Genomic DNA, 20,551 nt, shown 5'->3' with positions numbered 1-20,551 from the left:
GCCTCGCCAAGGGCAGCGTGCGCGTGCCTCATGGCCTGGTCGCCTCGGAAGCGCTGTCTGTTCGCCCCGGATTGCAAGAATCGTCCGATTCTCTTGCTGCAAGTTGCTGCAAGCAGATACGGTCGCGACACCTGCCCCGCACATCGACGTGCGGGGAGACGAAGGAGTCGCCATGTCGCCCGCCGACACCCCCGTCCGTCATCCCGCTCGCTTCCTCGCCGCACTGACTGCGCTCGCGGTCGCGGGCATCGGCCTCGTCGCCGCGACCGGCAGTCCCGCCTCCGCCGCCGACCGCACCGCCGCCCTGGTGGGCGACCTGCAGAGCGAGCTCGGCTGCGCGAGCGACTGGCAGCCGGACTGCCCCCAGACCGAGCTCGCCCCGACCGGCACGCCGGGGACCTATGCGGCGGACTTCACGGTCCCTGCAGGCACCTACGCCTACAAGGTCGCGATCAACGACTCGTGGGACGAGGCGTACGGCAAGAACGGCGGGGCGGAGAACATCCCGCTCGTGGTGAAGGGGCCGTCGAGCCTGCGGTTCACGTACGACGACACCACCCACCGGATCGCGGTGACGCCCCTCGACCTCGGCGCGGGCTACACGCCGGCGGACGACGCGATCGTCGCGACCCCGGTGCGCGACCCCGGCGCCGACCAGCAGTTCTACTTCGTCATGACGGACCGGTTCGCCGACGGCGACACGTCGAACGACACCGGCGGGCTCACGGGCGACCGGCTGACGACGGGCTTCGACCCCACCGACAAGGGCTTCTACGAGGGCGGCGACCTCGCGGGCCTGCACAGCAAGCTGGACTACATCCAGGGCCTGGGCACGACCGCGATCTGGCTCACGCCGTCGTTCAAGAACAAGCCCGTGCAGGGCACCGGCGCCGACGCGTCCGCCGGCTACCACGGCTACTGGATCACGGACTTCACGCAGATCGACCCGCACCTGGGCACCAACGCCGAGCTGCAGGCGCTCATCGCCGACGCCCACGCGCGCGGCATCAAGGTCTACTTCGACATCATCACCAACCACACGGCCGACGTCATCGACTACGCGCAGGGCCAGTACGGCTACGTCGACCAGGCCACGAAGCCGTACAAGGACGCCGCCGGCAACGCGTTCGACCCGCACACCTACGCGGGCACGGACACCTTCCCGACGATGGACGCCGCGACGAGCTTCCCGTACACGCCGGTGATCAAGCCCGAGGACGCCCACGTCAAGGTCCCGGACTGGCTCAACGACCCGACGCTGTACCACAACCGCGGAAACTCGACCTACAGCGGTGAGTCGACCACGTACGGCGACTTCTCCGGCCTCGACGACCTCATGACCGAGAACCCGGCGGTCGTGAACGGGTTCGTCGACGTCTACGACCAGTGGGTCGACCTGGGCGTCGACGGCTTCCGCATCGACACCGCCAAGCACGTCAACTTCGAGTTCTGGCAGAAGTTCACGACGGCCGTCCGCGCGCACGCGGCCTCCGTCGGCAACCCGGACTTCTTCATGTTCGGCGAGGTGTACGACGCCGACCCGGCCAAGCTGTCCCCGTACCTGCGCGACAGCGACATGAACGCGGTCCTCGACTTCACGTTCCAGTCCGCGGCCAGCAACTACGCGAAGGGCTCGTCGGCGGGCGGGCTGAAGGCGTTGTACTCAGGCGACGACCGGTACACGACGCCCACGTCGAACGCGCAGGCGCTGCCCACGTTCCTGGGCAACCACGACATGGGGCGCATCGGCTACTTCGTCAAGGACGCGGGCAGCGCCGAGCAGCGTTCCGAGCTCGCCCACTCGCTCATGTACCTGACGCGCGGGCAGCCGGTCGTCTACTACGGCGACGAGCAGGGCTTCGTCGGCAACGGCACGCTGAACGGCACGGACAAGGACGCGCGGCAGTCGCTGTTCGCCACGCAGGTGCCGGAGTACGCGAACCAGAAGCTGCTGGACGGCACGACGGCCGGATCGGTCGACCGCTACGACACCGGCTCGGTGCTCTACGACCACATCGCCGAGCTGGCCGCGCTGCGCGCTGCGACGCCCGCCCTCCAGGACGGCGCGCAGATCGAGCGGTACGCCGACGGCCCGGTCTACGCGTTCTCGCGCGTCGACGCGACCGAGAAGATCGAGCACCTGGTCGCGACGAACAACGGCACCACTCCCGCGACGGTGACCATCGACACCCTGACCCCCGGCGCGGCGTTCAGCCCGCTCTACGGGACGTCGACCGGCGCGACCGCCGCGGCCGACGGGACCGTCTCCGTGACGATCCCGGCGTTGAGCGCCGTAGTGCTGAAGGCCGGGACGACGGTCGGCGCGCCGGCCACGGCCGGCCCGGTCAGCCTCACGGCGCCGGCAGCGGGCGCGGGGCTCGCCGGCGACGTGCCGGTGACCGCCGACGTTGCCGACGACGTCTGGAGCCAGACGTCGTTCGCCTACCGCGTGCTCGGTGACACGAGCTGGACGCCGCTCGGCACGTCGGAGACGACGTCGCCGCGCGTCTTCCACACGGTGACCGGTCTGCCGGACGGCGCGATCGTCGAGTACCGCGCGGTCACCGTCGACGCCGCGGGCCACCGGTCCGCCGCGTCCACCTACGCGGCGGTCGGCGGCGCGATCGACGGCGTGGTCCCCGACACCGGCCCCACCGGCCCGACGTCCGTCTCGGTGCCCGGCAGCCACAACTCCGAGATGGGGTGCGCGGGCGACTGGCAGCCCGACTGCGAGGCGGCCCGGCTCACCGAGCGGCCCGACGGCGTCTGGTCCGGGACGTTCACGCTCCCCGCCGGCAGCTACGAGTACAAGGTCGCCATCGACGGCTCGTGGGACGAGAACTACGGCGCCGGGGGCGTCGCGGGCGGGGCCAACGCCGCGTACACCGTCACCACGGCCGGCCCGGTGACGTTCTACTACGACCCGACGACGCACTACTTCTCGTCGACGGCGCAGGGTCCGATCCTCACGGTGCCGGGCTCCGACAACAGCGAGCTGGGCTGCGCGGGCGACTGGATGCCCGACTGCCTGGCCACCTGGCTGCAGGACCCGGACGGCGACGGCACCTACACCTTCACCGCGACGGACCTGCCCGAGGGCGCGTACGAGGTCAAGGTCGCGCACAACCTCGGCTGGGCCGAGAACTACGGTGCCGGCGGTGCGCCGGGCGGCGCGAACATCGCCTTCTCCGCGCCCGGCGGCAAGCCCGTGACGTTCAGCTACGTGCTGGCCACCCACGTGCTCACGGTCCAGGTCACCGACCCGCCGCTGCCCGGCACGGGGGAGCAGAGCGCGCAGTGGATCGACGCGCACACCATCGCGTGGCCGGCGACCTTCGCGCCCGACCCCGCGGCGTCCACGTTCCGGCTGCACGCGTCGCCCACGGGTGGGATGTCGGTCACGGACGGGGCGGTCGTCGGCGACGACGGCGCGCCGGTGACCCTGACGTACGACCCGGCCGGTCTCACGGCAGCGCAGCTGAAGCGGTTCCCCGCGCTCACGGGCTACCTGGCGCTGCACGTGGACGGACCGGCGGCCACCCTGCTGCGCGGTGCGCTCCTGGTGACCCAGGCGGCGTCGGACGGCACGCTCCAGGCGGCGACCGGGGTGCAGATCCCGGGCGTGCTCGACGACCTGTACGCGGCCAAGGCCGGGTCGCGCGTGCTCGGCGCCAGCTGGAAGAAGGGCGTCCCGTCGCTCGCGGTGTGGGCTCCGACCGCCCAGAAGGTGGACCTCCTGGTGTGGACCGGCGCGCTGACCGCCGACCCGCAGCGGGTGTCCGCGACGCGCGAGAACGACGGTTCCTGGACCGTCGCCGGCAAGAAGTCGTGGACGGGTGCGCGGTACCTCTGGGAGGTGACGGTCTACGCGCCGACCACCGACAAGGTCGAGGTCAACCGGGTGACCGATCCGTACTCGGTGGCGCTGACCCTCAACTCCACGCACTCGGTGCTGGTGGACCTCGCCGACCCGGCGTTCCGGCCCAAGCAGTGGGAGAAGGCGGACCAGCCGGTGGTGCGACCCGTGGACCAGACGATCTACGAGCTGCACGTGCGCGACTTCTCGATCGACGACCCCACGATCCCGGCCGCGAAGCGGGGCACCTACCTGGCCTTCGCGACGAACGGCGCCGGGCGCACGCACCTGCGTGAGCTCGAGAAGGCGGGCCTGACCACGGTGCACCTGCTGCCGACGTTCGACATCGCGTCGATCCAGGAGGACCGGGCGCTGCAGAAGACGCCGGACTGCGACCTCGCGTCGTACGCGCCGGACTCCGACCAGCAGCAGGCGTGCGTCACCGCGGTGGCCGACGCCGACGGGTTCAACTGGGGCTACGACCCGCTGCACTGGTCGACGCCCGAGGGGTCGTACGCGGTGGACGCGGACGGCGGCGCGCGCGTCGCCGAGTTCCGCACCATGGTCGGCGCCCTGCACTCCGACGGCCTGCAGGTGGTGCTGGACCAGGTGTTCAACCACACCACCGCCAGCGGGCAGTCGCCGCAGTCGGTCCTCGACCGTGTGGTGCCGGGCTACTACCAGCGCCTGTCCAAGACCGGCACGGTGGAGACCTCGACCTGCTGCCAGAACGTGGCCACCGAGCACGCGATGGCGCAGAAGGCCATGGTCGACTCGGTGGTGACCTGGGCCCGCGACTACAAGGTCGACGGCTTCCGGTTCGACCTCATGGGCCACCACTCGGTGGACACCATGGAGGCGGTCCGGGCCGGGCTCGACAAGCTGACGCCGAAGAAGGACGGCGTCGACGGGTCGAAGGTCTACCTGTACGGCGAGGGGTGGAACTTCGGCGAGGTGGCCAACAACGCCCTGTTCACGCAGGCGACGCAGGGTCAGCTTGGCGGCACCGGGATCGGCACCTTCTCCGACCGCCTGCGCGACGCCGTGCGCGGCGGGGGACCGTTCGACGAGAACCCGCGCGTGCAGGGCTTCGGCTCCGGCGGCGGCACCGACCCGAACGGCGACCCGATCAACGGCTCGGAGGCCGACCAGCTCGCCCGGGCGGCGCACGACGCCGACCTGGTCCGGCTCGGCATGGCGGGCAACCTGCGGGACTACGCGTTCGAGACGAGCGCGGGCTCGGTGCAGAAGGGCTCGGAGATCGACTACAACGGCCAGCCGGCCGGGTACGCCGACTCCCCGGAGGAGGTCATCACCTACGTCGACGCCCACGACAACGAGACGCTGTGGGACTCGCTCACGTACAAGCTGCCGACGGACACCCCGATGGCGGACCGCGTGCGCATGAACACCGTCTCGCTGGCGACGACGGCCCTGGCCCAGACCCCGTCGTTCTGGCACGCGGGCGCCGACCTGCTGCGCAGCAAGTCGCTCGACCGCAACAGCTTCAACTCGGGCGACTGGTTCAACAGCCTCGACCTGTCCGGCCAGGACAACGGCTTCGGCCGCGGCCTGCCGCCGGCGGCGGACAACTCGGCGAAGTGGCCGTACCAGAAGCCGCTGCTGGCCGACCCGGCGCTCAAGCCGACGCCGGCCGACATCGCGACGGCGTCGCGGGCGGCGGACGACCTGCTGCGGCTGCGGTTCTCGACGCCGCTGTTCCRGCTCGGCTCGGCGCAGCTGATCGAGCAGAAGGTCGGCTTCCCGGGATCCGGTACCGACGCCGACCCGGGCGTGGTCGTCATGACCATCGACGACGCACCGGGCTGGGACGCGACGACGAAGACGTGGGCGAAGGACGTCGACAAGAGGCTCGACGGGGTCCTCGTCGTGGTCAACGCGTCGGACGAGGCGACCACGCAGACCGTGGACTCCCTCAGCGGGCACCGGCTGACGCTCTCCCCGGTCCAGGCCAAGGGCGGCGACCCCGTGGTCAAGGCCACCACGTGGGACAAGGCCACCGGCTCGGTGACGGTCCCGCCGCGTACCGTCGCGGTGCTGGTGGAGAACCACTCGACCGGGCACGGCGGCGGCTGGTGGTCGTCCTTCCACGGGTGGTGGCGGTCGCACGTCGGGTAGGCACCCAGGCCAGCCTTCGAGATCGGACGACGGGCCCGCGAGCATGCTCGCGGGCCCGTCGTCGTGCGCTTGCCGGGAGCGACTGACTTCGTGATACGAAGCCAACGAGCACCGGAGACGCCGTGAGCGTGACCTGTTAGCGCTCACACTGTAATGAGTTCGTGATGTGCCCACGCTCGCCGCTGGATTGACTTCGAGAAACGAATGGAAGAAAGTAGGGCCGCTGCATCCGGCGGGGGACCGCCGAGACGCAGCCGGGACACCGGACGGGAAGCGCAGACGCTGCTCCGCCCGACGAACCCGAGCACTCCAGGCCCGAGTCACCGGGCCTCTCAACGACGAGAAGGAGCACAACAATGCGACGGATCACGATCGCGGCGGTGGGTGCGGTCCTCGCACTCGGGCTGGCCGCGTGCTCAGGCAGCGGCGCCGGTGGCGGCGACGACGCGACGGGCGGGGCGACCAAGGACCCCAGCGACCTCACGGTCGGCGTCGCGATGCCGACGCAGACCTCGGAGCGGTGGATCGCCGACGGCAAGGCCGTCAAGGAGGGCCTCGAGAAGGCCGGCTACAAGGTCGACCTGCAGTACGCCGGCGACGACATCCCCACCCAGCAGCAGCAGATCGACCAGATGATCACCAAGGGCGCCGACCTGCTGATCCTCGCCTCGATCGACGGCACCGCCCTGGCGACGCAGCTGCAGGCAGCCGCCGACGCGAACATCCCGGTCATCGCGTACGACCGCCTGATCCGCGACAGCGAGAACGTCGACTTCTACGTGACGTTCGACAACTACAAGGTCGGCGTCCAGCAGGCGACCTCGCTGCTCACCGGGCTCGGGATCCTCAAGGCCGACGGCTCGAAGGGTGACGCGGCCGGCCCGTTCAACATCGAGCTGTTCGCCGGCTCGCTGGACGACAACAACGCGCACTTCTTCTACCAGGGTGCGATGGACACGCTGAAGGAGTACATCGACAACGGCACGCTCGTCGTGAAGTCGGGCCAGACCGACATCGAGCAGGTCGCCACGCTGCGCTGGCTGCAGGAGACCGCGCAGAAGCGCATGGAGGACCTCCTCACGTCGACCTACTCGGACGGCAGCAAGGTCCAGGGCGTCCTCTCGCCGTACGACGGCCTGTCGCGCGGCATCATCACGGCCCTGCAGAACGCGGGCTACGGCCCCACGATGACCGCCGCCACGCCGATGCCGATCGTCACCGGTCAGGACGCCGAGATCGCCTCGGTCAAGCTGATCAACGACGACGTGCAGTTCTCGACGATCTTCAAGGACACGCGCAAGCTCGCCGAGCAGGCCGTCGTCTCCGCTCAGGCGTTCCTCGCCGGCAACGACCCCGAGGCGAACGACACCAAGACGTACGACAACGGCGTCAAGGTCGTCCCGTCGTACCTCCTGGACTCGGACGTCGTCGTCAAGGACAGCATCCAGAAGCTCCTGATCGACTCGGGCTACTGGACCGCCGACCAGGTGGCCAGCGGCCAGGCGTGACCTGCCCGTCCTGACCTGCCGTCCGGCCGGCGCGCTCCCCTCGCGGGGGTGCGCCGGCCTGGCGGCGGTCGACCCCACCAGCGGAGGGCGCTCCGGCACCCGGTACGACGAAGGGCGGTGGCCGCGTGGCCGACCCCATTCTCGAGATGCAAGGCATCACGAAGACCTTCCCCGGCGTCAAGGCACTGCAGGACGTGTCGATGTCGGTCGAGCGCGGAGAGATCCACGCGATCTGCGGCGAGAACGGCGCCGGCAAGTCGACCCTGATGAAGGTGCTCTCGGGCGTGTACCCGCACGGCTCCTACGAGGGGTCGATCCTCTTCGAGGGTGAAGAGGTGCAGTTCGGGTCGATCAACGACTCCGAGGCCAAGGGCATCGTGATCATCCACCAGGAGCTCGCGCTGGTGCCCTACCTGTCGGTCGCGGAGAACATCTTCCTGGGCAACGAGCGCGTGAACCGTGGGCTGATCGACTGGAACCGGGTCAACTCCGAGGCGTCCGCGCTGCTCGCCCGGGTCGGCCTGGACGAGCTGCCGGTCACCCCGATCGGGCAGCTGGGTGTCGGCAAGCAGCAGCTCGTGGAGATCGCCAAGGCGCTCTCCAAGGAGGTCAAGCTGCTGATCCTCGACGAGCCGACCGCCGCGCTGAACGACAACGACTCCGAGCACCTGCTCGGCCTGCTGCGTCAGCTCAAGGCGCAGGGCATCACGTCGATCATGATCTCCCACAAGCTCAACGAGATCGCCGAGATCGCCGACACGACCACGATCATCCGCGACGGCCGGACGGTCGAGACGCTGAACATGGCGGCCGACGAGGTCACGCAGGAGCGGATCATCCGCGGCATGGTCGGCCGCGACCTCGGTCACCGGTTCCCGCCCCACGAGTCGCACATCGGCGAGGAGGTGCTGCGGATCGAGGACTGGACCGTGCACCACCCCACGGACCCCGAGCGCATCGTCGTCGACGGCGCCAACCTGAACGTGCGTGCGGGCGAGATCGTCGGCCTCGCCGGCCTGATGGGTGCGGGCCGCACCGAGCTCGCGATGTCGGTGTTCGGTCGCTCCTACGGCAGCAACATCACCGGCAACCTCTATCTCCACGGCAAGGAGATCAAGGCGACCACGGTGAGCGAGGCGATCGCGCACGGCATCGCCTACGCCACGGAGGACCGCAAGAAGTACGGCCTCAACCTGATCGAGGACATCCGCTCCAACATCTCCGCCGCCAGCCTCGGCAAGGTCTCCCGCGCCGGGTTCGTCAACGCGAACGAGGAGATCAAGGTCGCGGAGGAGTACCGCCAGAGCATGAACATCAAGTCGCCCACGGTGCTCGCGCTGGCGGGCAAGCTCTCGGGCGGCAACCAGCAGAAGGTCGTGCTGAGCAAGTGGCTCTTCACGGACCCGCAGGTGCTCATCCTCGACGAGCCCACGCGCGGCATCGACGTCGGCGCCAAGTACGAGATCTACACGCTGATCAACCGTCTCGCGGAAGCCGGCAAGGCGGTGCTCGTCATCTCGTCGGAGCTGCCCGAGCTGCTCGGCATCTGCAACCGCATCTACACGCTCTCGGCCGGCCGGATCACCGGCGTGCTGCCCCGAGAGCAGGCGACACAGGAGAACCTGATGGAGCTCATGACCAAGGAAAGGGAGCAGGTCCGATGACCGTCGTTGCAGGCCTGAAGGACCTCTTCACGAGGAACCTGCGTCAAAGCGGGATCTTCGTCGCGTTCGTGGCCATCGTGGGCCTGTTCACCATCCTCACGGACGGTGTGCTGCTCAGCCCTGGCAACGTGACCAACATCGTCCTGCAGTACTCGTACATCCTCATCCTCGCCATCGGCATGGTCATCGTGATCATCGGCGGCCACATCGACCTGTCCGTCGGGTCGGTGGTCGCGCTGACCGGCGCGGTCTCCGCGGTCGTCGTGATCCAGCACGGGCTGCCATGGTGGCTGGGCGTGCTCGCGGGGCTCGGCGTCGGGTTCCTGGTCGGGGTGTGGCAGGGCATCTGGGTGGCGTACGTGGGCATCCCCGCGTTCATCGTCACCCTGGCCGGCATGCTCCTGTTCCGGGGCATGACGCTGCAGGTGCTCCACAACATCTCGCTCTCGCCGTTCCCGGCGGAGTACCAGAAGATCGCCGGCGGCTTCCTCAACGGCTTCCTCGGCGGCAACGGCATCGACGTGTTCACGCTGGTCATCGGCGCGATCGCGGTGGCCGGCTACGCGTTCAGCCAGGTCCGCACCCGGCAGGGGCGGATGAAGTACCAGCAGGTCGTCGAGTCGATGCCCATCTTCATCACGAAGATCGCCCTCGTCGGGCTCGTCGGCATGGCCTTCACCTACCAGCTGGCCCGCAGCCGTGGCCTGCCGATCGTGCTGATCATCCTGGGCGTGCTGATCATCGCCTACACCGTCGTCACCACGAAGACCGTCTTCGGCCGGCACGTCTACGCCATCGGCGGCAACCTGTCCGCCGCACAGCTCTCGGGCGTGAAGGTCAAGCAGGTCAACTTCTGGATCTTCGTGAACATGGGCATGCTCGCGGCGGTCGCCGGCGTCGTGTACTCCTCGCGGTCCAACAGCGCGCAGCCCGCGGCCGGCAACATGTTCGAGCTCGACGCGATCGCCGCCTGCTTCATCGGCGGCGCCTCCACGACCGGCGGTGTCGGTCGCGTGACCGGTGCCATGGTCGGTGGCCTGATCATGGCGGTCATGAGCAACGGCATGCAGCTCATGGGCATCGACCAGTCGGTCCAGCAGATGGTCAAGGGCCTGGTCCTGCTGCTGGCCGTCGCGTTCGACATCTACAACAAGCGCCGCGCGGGCGCGGCGCGCTGAGGTCGCGGGCACCAGGCTCGGGGATACGCTCACGGGCGTGAGAGGGCGGCTGACCATGTCGGGCTCTCAGTCGTCGCTCCGTGAGGCCAACCGGGCGATGATCGTCGACACGGTCCACCGGCACGGCGGGCTCACGCAGGTCGAGCTCGCCGGCGCCACCGGGCTGTCGGCTGCGACCGTGTCGACGATCGTCAAGGAGCTGCTCGGCGCCGGTGTCGTCGAGACGCGGAACACCACCCGGAGCGGGCGGCGTGCCCAGATGGTCACGATCGCCCACCGGGTGGGCCTCGCTGTGGGCATCCTCATCGGGCACCGCCAGCTGCGCGTCGCGCTCGGCGACGTCACCAACGAGGTCGTCGCCGAACAGACGCTGCCGCTGCCCCACGAGCACCGCGTGGACACCAGCCTCGACCGCGCGGCCCTGCTGGTGGCCGACCTGCTCGAGCGCGTGGGGTCCACCGCCGACGAGGTCGTGGGCATCGGGGTCGGGCTTCCCGCGCCGGTCGACAGCGCGACCGGCATGATCTCGGTGCGCGGCATGATGCGCGGCTGGGACGAGGTCCACGTCGCGCACGTGCTGTCCAAGCGCCTCGCCAGCCCGGTGTTCGTCGACAACGACGCGAACCTCGGGGCGCTCGCCGAGAGCGCGCACGGCGCGTCCCGCATCTACCGCGACTCCGTGTACGTGCGGGCGTCCTACGGGACGGGCGCCGGCATCGTGCTCGGCGGCAACGTGCACCGCGGGTTCGCCGGGACGGCCGGCGAGATCGGCCACGTGCAGGTCGACCCGCAGGGGGACATCTGCCGCTGCGGCAGCCGCGGGTGCCTCGACACGGTGGTCGGGGCCGCCGCCCTGCTCGAGCCGCTCCGGTCCAGCCACGGCTCCCTCGCGCTGCGCGACGTCATCCAGCGCGCCATCGACGGCGACCCCGGCTGCGCGCGCGTGATCGCGGACGCCGGCTCGACCATCGGCGAGGTCGTCTCCGGCCTCGCGATGGCCGTCAACCCCGAGTGCATCGTGGTCGGCGGCGAGCTCGCCGAGACGGGGGAGCTGCTGCTCGGCCCGCTCCGCGAGGCGATCCGGCACCGGGTGCTGCTCAACCAGATCGCCCCGCTCGAGGTCGTCCCCGCCCAGCTCGGCCAGCGCGCCGAGGTCATCGGCGCGCTCGAGCTCGTCCTGCGGTCGACCGACTTCGTCGTGCGCTCGGACGACCAGGCGCGGCCCGTGAGCCAGAGGGAGGACGACAATTGACGCACGAGACGGGCGGGGTTTCACTGCAGGTACGTGCCCAACGAGGAGCAGGTGACGTCATGAGCGCATCCCCCCGGGTGCCGCTGTTGTCCCTCAGGCAGATCAGCCTGCGGTTCGGGGCGGTCGAGGCGCTCGTCGGTGTGGATCTCGACGTGTTCGACCACCAGGTGGTCGCGCTCGTCGGCGACAACGGGGCCGGCAAGTCGACGCTCGCCAAGGTCATCTCGGGCGTGCTCGCGCCGGACTCCGGGTTCATCGAGATCGACGGCGAGCCCGTCACCATCCCGTCGCCGTCCGCGGCACACGCCCTCGGCATCGCGACCGTGTTCCAGGACCTCGCCCTGTGCGGCAACCTCGACGTGACGTCCAACATCTTCCTGGGCCGCGAGCTGACCGACGGTGCCCTGCTCGACGACGGCAAGATGGAGCAGGTGGCGCGCGGGATCCTGCGCGACCTGACGCTGCGCATCCCGTCGGTGCGGACGCCGCTGTCCGAGCTCTCGGCCGGCCAGCGCCAGGCGGTCGCCATCGCGCGCACCCTCATCGGATCCCCGCGCCTGGTCGTGCTCGACGAGCCGACGGCCGCGCTGTCCGTCGCCCAGACGGCCGAGGTGCTCACCTACATCGAGCGGCTGCGCGACCTCGGCCACGGTGTCATCCTCATCAGCCACAACATGAACGACGTGCGCGCGGTGTCGGACCGCATCGTCGTGCTGCGGCACGGCCGCAACAACGGCTCGTTCGACGCCGCAGCCGCGACCTACGAGTCGGTGCTCGCGGCGATCACCGGGGCGACCAGCCTGGACAACGCGATGCTGCGCCGGATGAGCGCGCTGCGCTGAACGCCCGCCCGGTGTTCGGCGGTGCCGGGATCCTCCCAGCGTGCTCACACGCCTCCGAGCAGCTCCACGTCGCTGTCCGCCGGCACCGGAGCACGACGAACGACACCCCCGCAGGTCCGGGCGCGAAGCGTCTCAGCGGAAGACGATCGTGCGGTGCCCGTCGAGCAGCACCCGGTGCTCCGCGTGCCAGCGCACCGCCCGGGCGAGCGCCCGTCGCTCCACGTCCTGCCCGAGCGCGACGAGGTCGTCGACGTGGCGGGAGTGGTCGACCCGCTCGACGTCCTGCTCGATGATCGGACCCTCGTCGAGGTCGCCGGTGACGTAGTGCGCGGTCGCACCGATGAGCTTCACGCCGCGGTCGTGCGCCTGCGCGTACGGGCGGGCGCCCTTGAACGAGGGCAGGAACGAGTGGTGGATGTTGATGACCCGGCCCTGCAGGGCGCGGCACAGGTCGTCCGACAGGATCTGCATGTAGCGGGCGAGCACCACCAGCTCGACGTCGAGCTCCTGCACCAGCTCCAGCAGCCGCGCCTCGGCCTGCGGCTTGGTCGCCGCCGTCACCGGGACGTGGTGGAACGGGATGTCGTAGAACCGCGCGAGCGGCTCGAGGGCGGTGTGGTTGGACACCACCGCCACCAGGTCGATCGGCAGGTTCTCGGACCGCTGCCGGAAGGCGAGGTCGTTGAGGCAGTGCGCGGCGGTCGAGCCCATGACGAGGGTGCGCACCGGCCGACCCACGATGTCGAGCGACCAGTCCATCGAGAAGCGCTCGGCCACAGGCGCGAACGCGGCCTCCAGCTCGTCGCGCGGCGTGGACGCCGCCACCTGGACGCGCATGAAGAAGAGGCCGGACAGCGGGTCCCCGAACTGCTGCGACTCGGTGATGTTCCCGCCGTGCTCGGCCAGCAGCCCGGCGACCGCATGCACGATCCCGGGGCGGTCGGGGCAGGAGAGGGTGAGGACCCAATGGGTGGGACTGAGTGAGTCGGAGGACACGAGGTCCGAGAGTAGTGGTCGTGCGGATCGGCTGACACGATGGGCCGCATGACGCAGCCCGACCTCGACATCCGTTCCGTGACCCGCGACGACGCCGGCGAGCTGCTCACGTTGCGCCGCGCCGCGTTCGTCACCGAGGCCCAGCAGTACGGCGACCCGCACATCCCGCCGCTCACGCAGACGCTCGAGGAGCTGCAGGCGGACCTCGAGAAGGACGGCGTCATCACTCTCGGCGGCTGGTACGGGCACCGTCTCGTCGGCTCGATCCGCGTGCTGATCGAGGGCCCGAAGGCGACGCTCGGGCGCTTCGCTGTCGCCCCGGACCTGCAGGGTCAGGGGTTCGGCACCCAGATGCTCATGGCGATCCTGCCGTTCCTGCCCGAGGGCATCGAGGAGGTCTGGGTGTTCACCGGCCGCGACTCGGTGCAGAACCTCGCGCTCTACGCGAAGCACGGCTACGAGCACCAGCACGACCAGACCGCCGGCGACCTCACCTACGCGTACCTGCGCAAGATTCTGGGAGACGGCGACGAGGCCTGAGATCCCCTGAGACGGGGGAGCACGGGCCCGACCCGGGTTGCTAGTCTGTGCGCGTCGCGACTGGCGAAACGGGTGGGTCACCACCGGGGAGCGACGCAGCAGCAGACCAACGGGTCGGACGCCTGGGCCCCCGGTCACCACACACGAGTGTGCGGGTGCCGGTGCGCGCGTACACGCTGACTGCCGACAGGAGTGCCATGAGCGCCGACCAGATCCCCCTGATGGACCAGAACATCTCTCAGCTCGACCCGGAGATCGCGGCCGTCCTCGACGGTGAGCTCGCCCGCCAGCAGGGCACGCTCGAGATGATCGCGAGCGAGAACTTCGTGCCCCGTGCGGTGCTGCAGGCGCAGGGCTCCGTGCTCACCAACAAGTACGCTGAGGGCTACCCGGGCCGCCGGTACTACGGCGGCTGCGAGCAGGTCGACATCGCGGAGAACATCGCGATCGCCCGCGCCAAGGACCTGTTCGGCGCGGAGCACGCCAACGTCCAGCCCCACTCGGGCGCCACGGCGAACGCCGCCGTGCTGCACGCCCTGATCAACGCGGGCGACAAGATCCTCGGCCTCGAGCTGGCCCACGGCGGCCACCTCACGCACGGCATGAAGATCAACTTCTCCGGCAAGCTGTACCAGGTCGGCGCGTACGGGGTGGACCCCGAGACGTTCCTCGTGGACATGGACGTCGTGCGCGAGAAGGCGCTCGAGCAGCGGCCCGACGTGATCATCGGCGGCTGGTCCGCGTACCCGCGTCAGCTCGACTTCGCGGCGTTCCGCTCGATCGCCGACGAGGTCGGCGCCAAGCTCTGGGTCGACATGGCGCACTTCGCCGGCCTGGTGGCCGCGGGCCTGCACCCGAGCCCGGTCCCGCACTCCGACGTCGTCTCCTCGACGGTCCACAAGACGATCGGCGGCCCGCGCTCCGGCTTCATCCTCAGCCGCGAGGAGTATGCCAAGAAGATCGACTCGGCCGTGTTCCCGGGTCAGCAGGGCGGCCCGCTCATGCACGTGATCGCCGCCAAGGCGGTCGCGTTCAAGGTGGCCGGCACCGAGGAGTTCAAGGACCGCCAGCAGCGCACGCTGGACGGCGCACGCCTCATCGCGGAGCGCCTCTCGGCACCGGACGTCGCGGCGGCGGGCGTCTCGGTCCTCACGGGCGGCACGGACGTGCACCTGGTGCTCGTCGACCTGCGGCACTCGGACCTCGACGGACAGCAGGCCGAGGACCTCCTGCACGCGGCCGGCATCACCGTGAACCGCAACGCGGTGCCGTTCGACCCGCGCCCCCCGCGCGTCACCTCGGGCCTGCGGATCGGCACGCCCGCGCTGGCCACGCGGGGCTTCGGGGACGTGGAGTTCACCGAGGTCGCCGACATCATCGCGAACGCGCTGATCAACGGTGCCGTCACGGACGTGGAGGCGCTCAAGGCCCGGGTGCTCAAGCTCACCGAGTCGTTCCCGCTGTACTCCGACCTGCAGCAGTACTGATGACGGCTCGGCTTCTCGACGGGACCGCCACGGCGGCCCGGATCAAGGCGGAGCTCACGGAGCGCGTCGCGGCCCTCGCGGCCCGCGGCGTCCGGCCGGGCCTGGGCACGCTGCTCGTCGGCGACGACCCCGGCTCGCTCTGGTACGTCAACGGCAAGCACAAGGACTGCGCCGAGGTCGGCATCGCCTCGATCCGCGAGGACCTGCCGGGGACGGCCTCGCAGGACGAGATCGAGGCCGCCGTGCGTCGGCTGAACGAGGACCCGGAGTGCACCGGGTTCATCGTGCAGCTGCCGCTGCCGAAGGGCGTCGACGCCAACCGCGTGCTCGAGCTGGTGGACCCCGACAAGGACGCGGACGGCCTGCACCCGACCAACCTCGGGCGCCTGGTGCTCCGGGTCAACGAGCCGGTGACCTCCCCGCTGCCCTGCACGCCGCGCGGGATCATCGACCTGCTCCTGCGGCACGACATCGACCTGCACGGCGCGGACATCGTCGTGATCGGTCGCGGGGTCACCGTCGGGCGCTCGATCGGCCTCCTGCTCACGCGGCGGGAGATCAACGCGACCGTCACGCTCACGCACACCGGCACGGTCGACCTGGCCGAGCACACCCGCAACGCCGACGTGATCATCGCGGCGGCCGGTGTGCCCGGGATCATCACGGCCGGCATCGTCAAGCCGGGCGCGGTCGTCGTCGACGTCGGCGTCTCGCGGGCCGTCGACCCGGAGACCGGCAAGAGCCGAGTCGTCGGCGACGTCGACCCCGGCGTTCGTGAGGTCGCGTCGTGGGTGTCGCCCAACCCCGGCGGGGTGGGGCCCATGACGCGCGCGATGCTGCTGAGCAACGTGGTGGACACGGCGGAACGCCTCCTGGGGTGACTCTCCCGGCGGTCCGGGCCAGGCTGTCCCTGGGAGGCCGGCCCGGCCGCCGGAGAGGGGAACTCCGATGGGGATCGTCCGTCCGCACCTCTGGTTCGACGACCAGGCCGGGCAGGCCGCCCGGTTCTACGCCGAGGTCATCCCGAACACGGTCATCCACTCGGTGGTGACGGCGCCGCCGGGCACTCCCGGCGTGCCGGAGGGTGCCGAGTTCATCGTCGAGCTGTCGCTGGACGGCATGCGGATCACGTTCCTGAACGCCGGCCCTGCGTTCGTCCTCGACGAGGCGTTCTCGTTCGTCCTGGACTGCCAGGACCAGGCAGAGGTCGACCGCTACTGGGAGACGCTCATCTCCGACGGCGGCCGGCCGAGCCAGTGCGGCTGGCTCGTCGACAAGTTCGGCGTGTCGTGGCAGGTGGTCCCGGTGCAGCTGGACCAGATCATGTCGCGACCCGACGCCGAGGGCGTCGCCCGCGCGATGGCGGCCATGCTGACGATGGGCAAGCTGGACGTCGCCGCGCTCGAGGCGGCGTACGACGGCTCGTCCTGACCTGTCGGTGACGTGGGGTTGGATGGTCCGGTGCTGACCATCGCGAGCGTCAACGTCAACGGGATCCGGGCCGCGTTCAAGCGCGGGATGGGGTCCTGGCTGACCACCAGGAACCCCGACGTCATCCTGCTCCAGGAGGTGCGCGCCACCGACGAGATCCTCGCCGACCACCTGCCGCCGGGCGAGTGGCACCTGGCGCACGAGGCCAGCGAGACCAAGGGGCGCGCTGGGGTCGCCATCGCGAGCCGGCTGCCCATGACGGCGATCCGGATCGGGCTGAAGACCGGCGTCACCGGCGACTCCGGACGCTGGGTCGAGGCCGACCTCGCGCTCCCCGCGCACGAGGGCGCACCGGCGCGGAGCATCACCGTCGTGTCGACGTACCTGCACTCCGGCACCGTGGGGACGCCGTCGATGGACGAGAAGTACGCGTTCCTCGACCACGTGACCGGCCGGCTGGCGGACATCGCCGAGCAGGGTGGCTACGCCGTGGTCGCCGGGGACGTGAACATCGCGCACAGCGAGGCGGACATCAGGAACTGGAAGGGCAACGTGAAGTCGGCAGGGTTCCTGCCTCGGGAGCGCGCCTACCTGGACCGGTGGTTCGACGACCTCGGCTGGCACGACCTCGGGCGCGAGCTCGGCGGCGAGGGGCCGGGGCCGTTCACGTGGTGGTCGTGGCGGGGGAAGGCGTTCGACAACGACGCCGGCTGGCGGATCGACTACCAGCTGGCCACGCCGGACCTCGCCGACGCGGCGATCAGCGCGACCGTGGACCGGGCCGCGACCTATGCCGAGCGCTTCTCGGACCACGCGCCGGTCGTGGCCGTGTACGACCTCTGACGTCCGGTTCGTACCGCCATGTACGGTGTGTCGGACAGGGGTCGACGAACGGGGAGCTCGTGCGGAGGATGTCGATGCGCCCGGGAGCCTTGCTCCTGGTGATGCTCCTCGCCGTGGCGGCCCTGGTCGGCGGTCAGGTGTCCGCAGCGCGGGCGGACTTCACCACGCAGTGTGCGGCGCCGACGCGCACACAGGATCCCACCGCCAACGCGATCAGGGTCGACGCGGGGGAGGTCGTCCTCGTCGCGACCAGCTTTACGGGTGGCATCGACGCTCTGCCGGCGGGCGGGACACTGTGCGTCGGGCCGGGCGCGACCCTGGTCGGGCTCTACATGAACAACGCGGCCGGCGCGATGGTTGTCGCCGCGGGCGCCTCCCTGGTGATGCCCTCGGTCGTCGTGTCCGCGGGGTTCTCCCTCGACGTCGAGGGCACGGCGTCCTTCGTGGGCCTCGGCGTGAACGGAGCGTCGGACGTCCGCGTCGCTCCCGACGCAGCTCTGACCGTGGGCAGCGGGTTCAGCCCGTCGGCGGGCGCGTACGTCAACGAGGGGACGTTCGTCGTCGAGGGTGCCATGAACCTCAACTCCGGCGTCACGTTCGAGAACGCGGGGACGCTGACGGTGCAGGGCGGCACGGTCGCCGACGGCCTCCTGCGCAACTCGGGATCGGTGGACGTCGCGGGCGGCGGCCTCACGATCAACAGCTCAGGTGCCCTGCAGAACTCGTGTGCGGTCACGACCGCGGGCCCCCTGATCAACAACGGCAGGACGTCCAGCAACGCCGGGCTCGTGCAGGTAGGCGGGAACTTCACCAACAACGGCGGCGCCAGCTGGCAGCAGAGCTCGGGAGGCCTCACCACGGCTGTCGAGCTCACGAACGACGGATCTGTCGGCGGGTTCGGCGGGTACCAGTTCTCCGGCACCACCCGGGTGCAGGGGAGCTTCGTCGGCAGCTCGGCGGCCGACCCGATCCGCGTGCAGACCGTGGCGCCGCCCGGTCAGGTGTTCGACGTCGAGAACGGGACGATCGCGAACGTGGTGCGTACGTCGGTCGCGGTGCTCGCGGCCACCCCGATCTGCCTGGGCGCGCCCGCACCGGACAACGCGGACGTCGAGGTGAGCAAGACCGGCCCGGCCACCGTGCTGGTGGGTGGCACGATCGAGTACTCCCTCCACGTGCACAACGTGGGTCCGTCGCCCGCGGCGGACGTGGTTGTCAGCGACACGCTCCCGGGGGGTTTCACGCTGGATCCGGCGTCGACGACCGGCACGCTCGTCGGCAACGTCCTGTCGTGGTCGGTGGGGACGTTGGCGCCGGGGCAGGTCGTCGACCTGTCGTTCGCCGGGTTGGTCACCGCAGGGGCCGGTTCGACCCTGCTGAACGTGGCGAGCTCGACCTCCAGCACGATCGACACGGTGCCGGCGAACAACGACGGGTCGGCGGACGCGGCCCGGGTCTCGACGCAGGTAGTCGATCTCCCGCCGCCGGCGAACCGGCCGCCGGTGGCGAACGATCTCGTGCTGGACACGGTCACCGGGCACCTGCTCCCCGGCAGCGTCACAGCCTCGGACCCGGAGGGCGACAGCCAGCGGCTCACCTACCAGGCGATCGCGGGGCCGGCGGACGGCGTACTGGACCTCACAGCAGGCGGCGGGTTCGTGTACCAGTCCGACCTCGACTTCGCCGGGATCGACGGCTTCGAGTTCCAGGTCTGCGACAACGCCGCGCCCGACCCGGCGTGCGACACCGGCACGGTCACGATCAACGTGTACCCAGAAGCGAACGACGACGTCGCGACGACCACGCGCGACACCGAGGTCGTCATCCCGGTCCTCTCCAACGACAGTGATGGCGCCCCGCTCGTCGGCACGCCCGTGACGACACCCGCCAACGGGACGGTGAGCCTCGACCCCGCGACCGGTGACGCGACCTACGCACCGGCCGCGGGATTCACCGGCACGGACAGCTTCACGTACCGGATCTGCTCGCCGACGACGACACCGCCGCCGCTGCCGCTCTGCGCCGTCGCTGTCGTGACGGTCACCGTGGACCCGCCCAACGCCCCGCCGACCATCGAGCCGCTCACCCTGGTCACGACCACGGGCGCGCCGGTGACGGGAACGCTGGTGGTCGCGGACCTGGACGCGGGCGACACCCTGGCGGTCCTGCGCGGGATCCCGCCCCGCAGTGGTAACGCCACCGTGTCGCTCGCCGGGGCGACGGCGTACGCGCCGCGGGGCGGGTTCGCAGGTCGCGACTTCTACGGCGCGATCGTCTGCGACGACGGCGCGCCGCGACTGTGCGCGACGGCCCGGGTCACGGTGGAGGTCTACCCGGTGGCTCAGCCGGACACGGCCACGACGACCGAGGGCACGGGCGTCGACATCGACCTGTCCGGCAACGACCGCGGCAGCATCGCCCCCGCGACCGTGACGAGCGGGCCGTCCCACGGGACCGTCACGATCGACGGCGGTACGGCCCGCTACGTGCCCGAACCCGGCTTCACGGGGACGGACACGTTCGAGTACACGGTCTGCTCCGCGATCGCCGACGACCTGTGCGCCACGACGACGGTGACGGTGACGGTGACCGCAGCGACGCCGACTCCGACGCCCGTGCCGCCCACGCCCGCCCCAGGCCCGCAGCCCGCCCCGGGCCCGCAGCCCGACGGCGGCGCTGTGCTGGCGACGACCGGAGCGGAGTCCGGCCCTGTGGGGCTCCTCGGGCTCGCGTTCGTGCTGGCCGGTGGGTTGCTCGTCCTCCTGCGCCGGCGCGGGGCGTAGTCCTCCGACCGGAGCGACCCCCTCGCTCTGCC

The 20,551-nt window shown here is 70.6% G+C and carries 13 protein-coding genes and 1 riboswitch; of the genes, 12 read left to right on the top strand and 1 reads right to left on the bottom strand.

Features of this window, described 5'->3' with window-relative positions:
* Positions 1-172 precede the first annotated feature (172 nt).
* From pulA to AC1DQC_RS02775, 6 genes are all read left to right on the top strand, one after another.
* Positions 173-5,995 carry a pullulanase-type alpha-1,6-glucosidase gene (gene pulA, locus AC1DQC_RS02800; protein WP_477049712.1) on the top strand — a complete coding sequence of 1,941 codons (5,823 nt, stop codon included), beginning with the start codon at positions 173-175 and terminating at the stop codon, positions 5,993-5,995.
* A 356-nt stretch (positions 5,996-6,351) separates the two neighbouring features.
* On the top strand, positions 6,352-7,503 hold the full coding sequence (chvE, locus tag AC1DQC_RS02795; protein WP_477049711.1) for a multiple monosaccharide ABC transporter substrate-binding protein: 1,152 nt from the start codon (positions 6,352-6,354) through the stop codon (positions 7,501-7,503).
* A gap of 125 nt (positions 7,504-7,628) precedes the next feature.
* The gene (gene mmsA, locus AC1DQC_RS02790) at positions 7,629-9,167 is read left to right on the top strand and encodes a multiple monosaccharide ABC transporter ATP-binding protein (protein ID WP_477049710.1); all 1,539 of its coding nucleotides are present in this window, start codon (positions 7,629-7,631) and stop codon (positions 9,165-9,167) included.
* Positions 9,164-10,345 (top strand): multiple monosaccharide ABC transporter permease, encoded by a 1,182-nt coding sequence (mmsB, locus tag AC1DQC_RS02785; RefSeq protein ID WP_477049709.1) that lies wholly within the window; start codon positions 9,164-9,166, stop codon positions 10,343-10,345. The genes mmsA and mmsB overlap by 4 nt, the downstream gene beginning before the upstream one ends.
* Positions 10,346-10,400: 55 nt before the next feature.
* Positions 10,401-11,597 (top strand): ROK family protein, encoded by a 1,197-nt coding sequence (locus AC1DQC_RS02780; protein ID WP_477049824.1) that lies wholly within the window; start codon positions 10,401-10,403, stop codon positions 11,595-11,597.
* A 59-nt stretch (positions 11,598-11,656) separates the two neighbouring features.
* Positions 11,657-12,439 (top strand): ATP-binding cassette domain-containing protein, encoded by a 783-nt coding sequence (locus AC1DQC_RS02775; protein ID WP_477049708.1) that lies wholly within the window; start codon positions 11,657-11,659, stop codon positions 12,437-12,439.
* Positions 12,440-12,571: 132 nt separating this feature from the next.
* Here AC1DQC_RS02775 and purU read toward each other — a convergent pair whose 3' ends face one another.
* Complete coding sequence (purU, locus tag AC1DQC_RS02770) at positions 12,572-13,435, bottom strand: formyltetrahydrofolate deformylase (protein WP_477049707.1); 864 nt, start codon at positions 13,433-13,435, stop codon at positions 12,572-12,574.
* Between the two features lie 48 nt (positions 13,436-13,483).
* Here purU and AC1DQC_RS02765 point away from each other — a divergent pair, with 48 nt between their 5' ends.
* The 6 genes from AC1DQC_RS02765 to AC1DQC_RS02740 all read left to right on the top strand — a co-directional run bounded on the left by AC1DQC_RS02765 (position 13,484) and on the right by AC1DQC_RS02740 (position 20,519).
* Complete coding sequence (locus AC1DQC_RS02765) at positions 13,484-13,975, top strand: GNAT family N-acetyltransferase (RefSeq protein WP_477049706.1); 492 nt, start codon at positions 13,484-13,486, stop codon at positions 13,973-13,975.
* A 46-nt stretch (positions 13,976-14,021) separates the two neighbouring features.
* Positions 14,022-14,110, top strand: a riboswitch (ZMP/ZTP riboswitch).
* Between the two features lie 62 nt (positions 14,111-14,172).
* Positions 14,173-15,462 (top strand): serine hydroxymethyltransferase, encoded by a 1,290-nt coding sequence (gene glyA, locus AC1DQC_RS02760; RefSeq protein WP_477049705.1) that lies wholly within the window; start codon positions 14,173-14,175, stop codon positions 15,460-15,462.
* Complete coding sequence (locus tag AC1DQC_RS02755; protein ID WP_477049704.1) at positions 15,462-16,343, top strand: bifunctional methylenetetrahydrofolate dehydrogenase/methenyltetrahydrofolate cyclohydrolase; 882 nt, start codon at positions 15,462-15,464, stop codon at positions 16,341-16,343. The genes glyA and AC1DQC_RS02755 overlap by 1 nt, the downstream gene beginning before the upstream one ends.
* A gap of 67 nt (positions 16,344-16,410) precedes the next feature.
* A complete protein-coding gene (locus tag AC1DQC_RS02750; protein ID WP_477049703.1) occupies positions 16,411-16,893 on the top strand; it encodes a VOC family protein in 483 nt (160 codons plus the stop codon).
* A gap of 30 nt (positions 16,894-16,923) precedes the next feature.
* On the top strand, positions 16,924-17,736 hold the full coding sequence (locus AC1DQC_RS02745) for an exodeoxyribonuclease III (RefSeq protein ID WP_477049702.1): 813 nt from the start codon (positions 16,924-16,926) through the stop codon (positions 17,734-17,736).
* Between the two features lie 74 nt (positions 17,737-17,810).
* Complete coding sequence (locus AC1DQC_RS02740; RefSeq protein ID WP_477049701.1) at positions 17,811-20,519, top strand: Ig-like domain-containing protein; 2,709 nt, start codon at positions 17,811-17,813, stop codon at positions 20,517-20,519.
* The last annotated feature ends 32 nt before the right edge of the window (positions 20,520-20,551 follow it).

Source organism: Cellulomonas sp. P4_H12 (genome assembly GCF_056400905.1).
The sequence above is the reverse complement of the archived record's forward strand: the minus strand, read 5'-3'. Positions and strand labels throughout refer to the sequence as shown.

Coding starts and splice junctions, on each gene's coding strand:
- chvE (WP_477049711.1), top strand. CDS start 6,352: ATGCGACGGATCACGATCGCGGCGGTGGGTGCGGTCCTCGCACTCGGG.
- AC1DQC_RS02755 (WP_477049704.1), top strand. CDS start 15,462: ATGACGGCTCGGCTTCTCGACGGGACCGCCACGGCGGCCCGGATCAAG.
- AC1DQC_RS02740 (WP_477049701.1), top strand. CDS start 17,811: ATGCGCCCGGGAGCCTTGCTCCTGGTGATGCTCCTCGCCGTGGCGGCC.
- AC1DQC_RS02780 (WP_477049824.1), top strand. CDS start 10,401: ATGTCGGGCTCTCAGTCGTCGCTCCGTGAGGCCAACCGGGCGATGATC.
- AC1DQC_RS02775 (WP_477049708.1), top strand. CDS start 11,657: ATGAGCGCATCCCCCCGGGTGCCGCTGTTGTCCCTCAGGCAGATCAGC.
- mmsB (WP_477049709.1), top strand. CDS start 9,164: ATGACCGTCGTTGCAGGCCTGAAGGACCTCTTCACGAGGAACCTGCGT.
- glyA (WP_477049705.1), top strand. CDS start 14,173: ATGAGCGCCGACCAGATCCCCCTGATGGACCAGAACATCTCTCAGCTC.
- AC1DQC_RS02765 (WP_477049706.1), top strand. CDS start 13,484: ATGACGCAGCCCGACCTCGACATCCGTTCCGTGACCCGCGACGACGCC.
- AC1DQC_RS02750 (WP_477049703.1), top strand. CDS start 16,411: ATGGGGATCGTCCGTCCGCACCTCTGGTTCGACGACCAGGCCGGGCAG.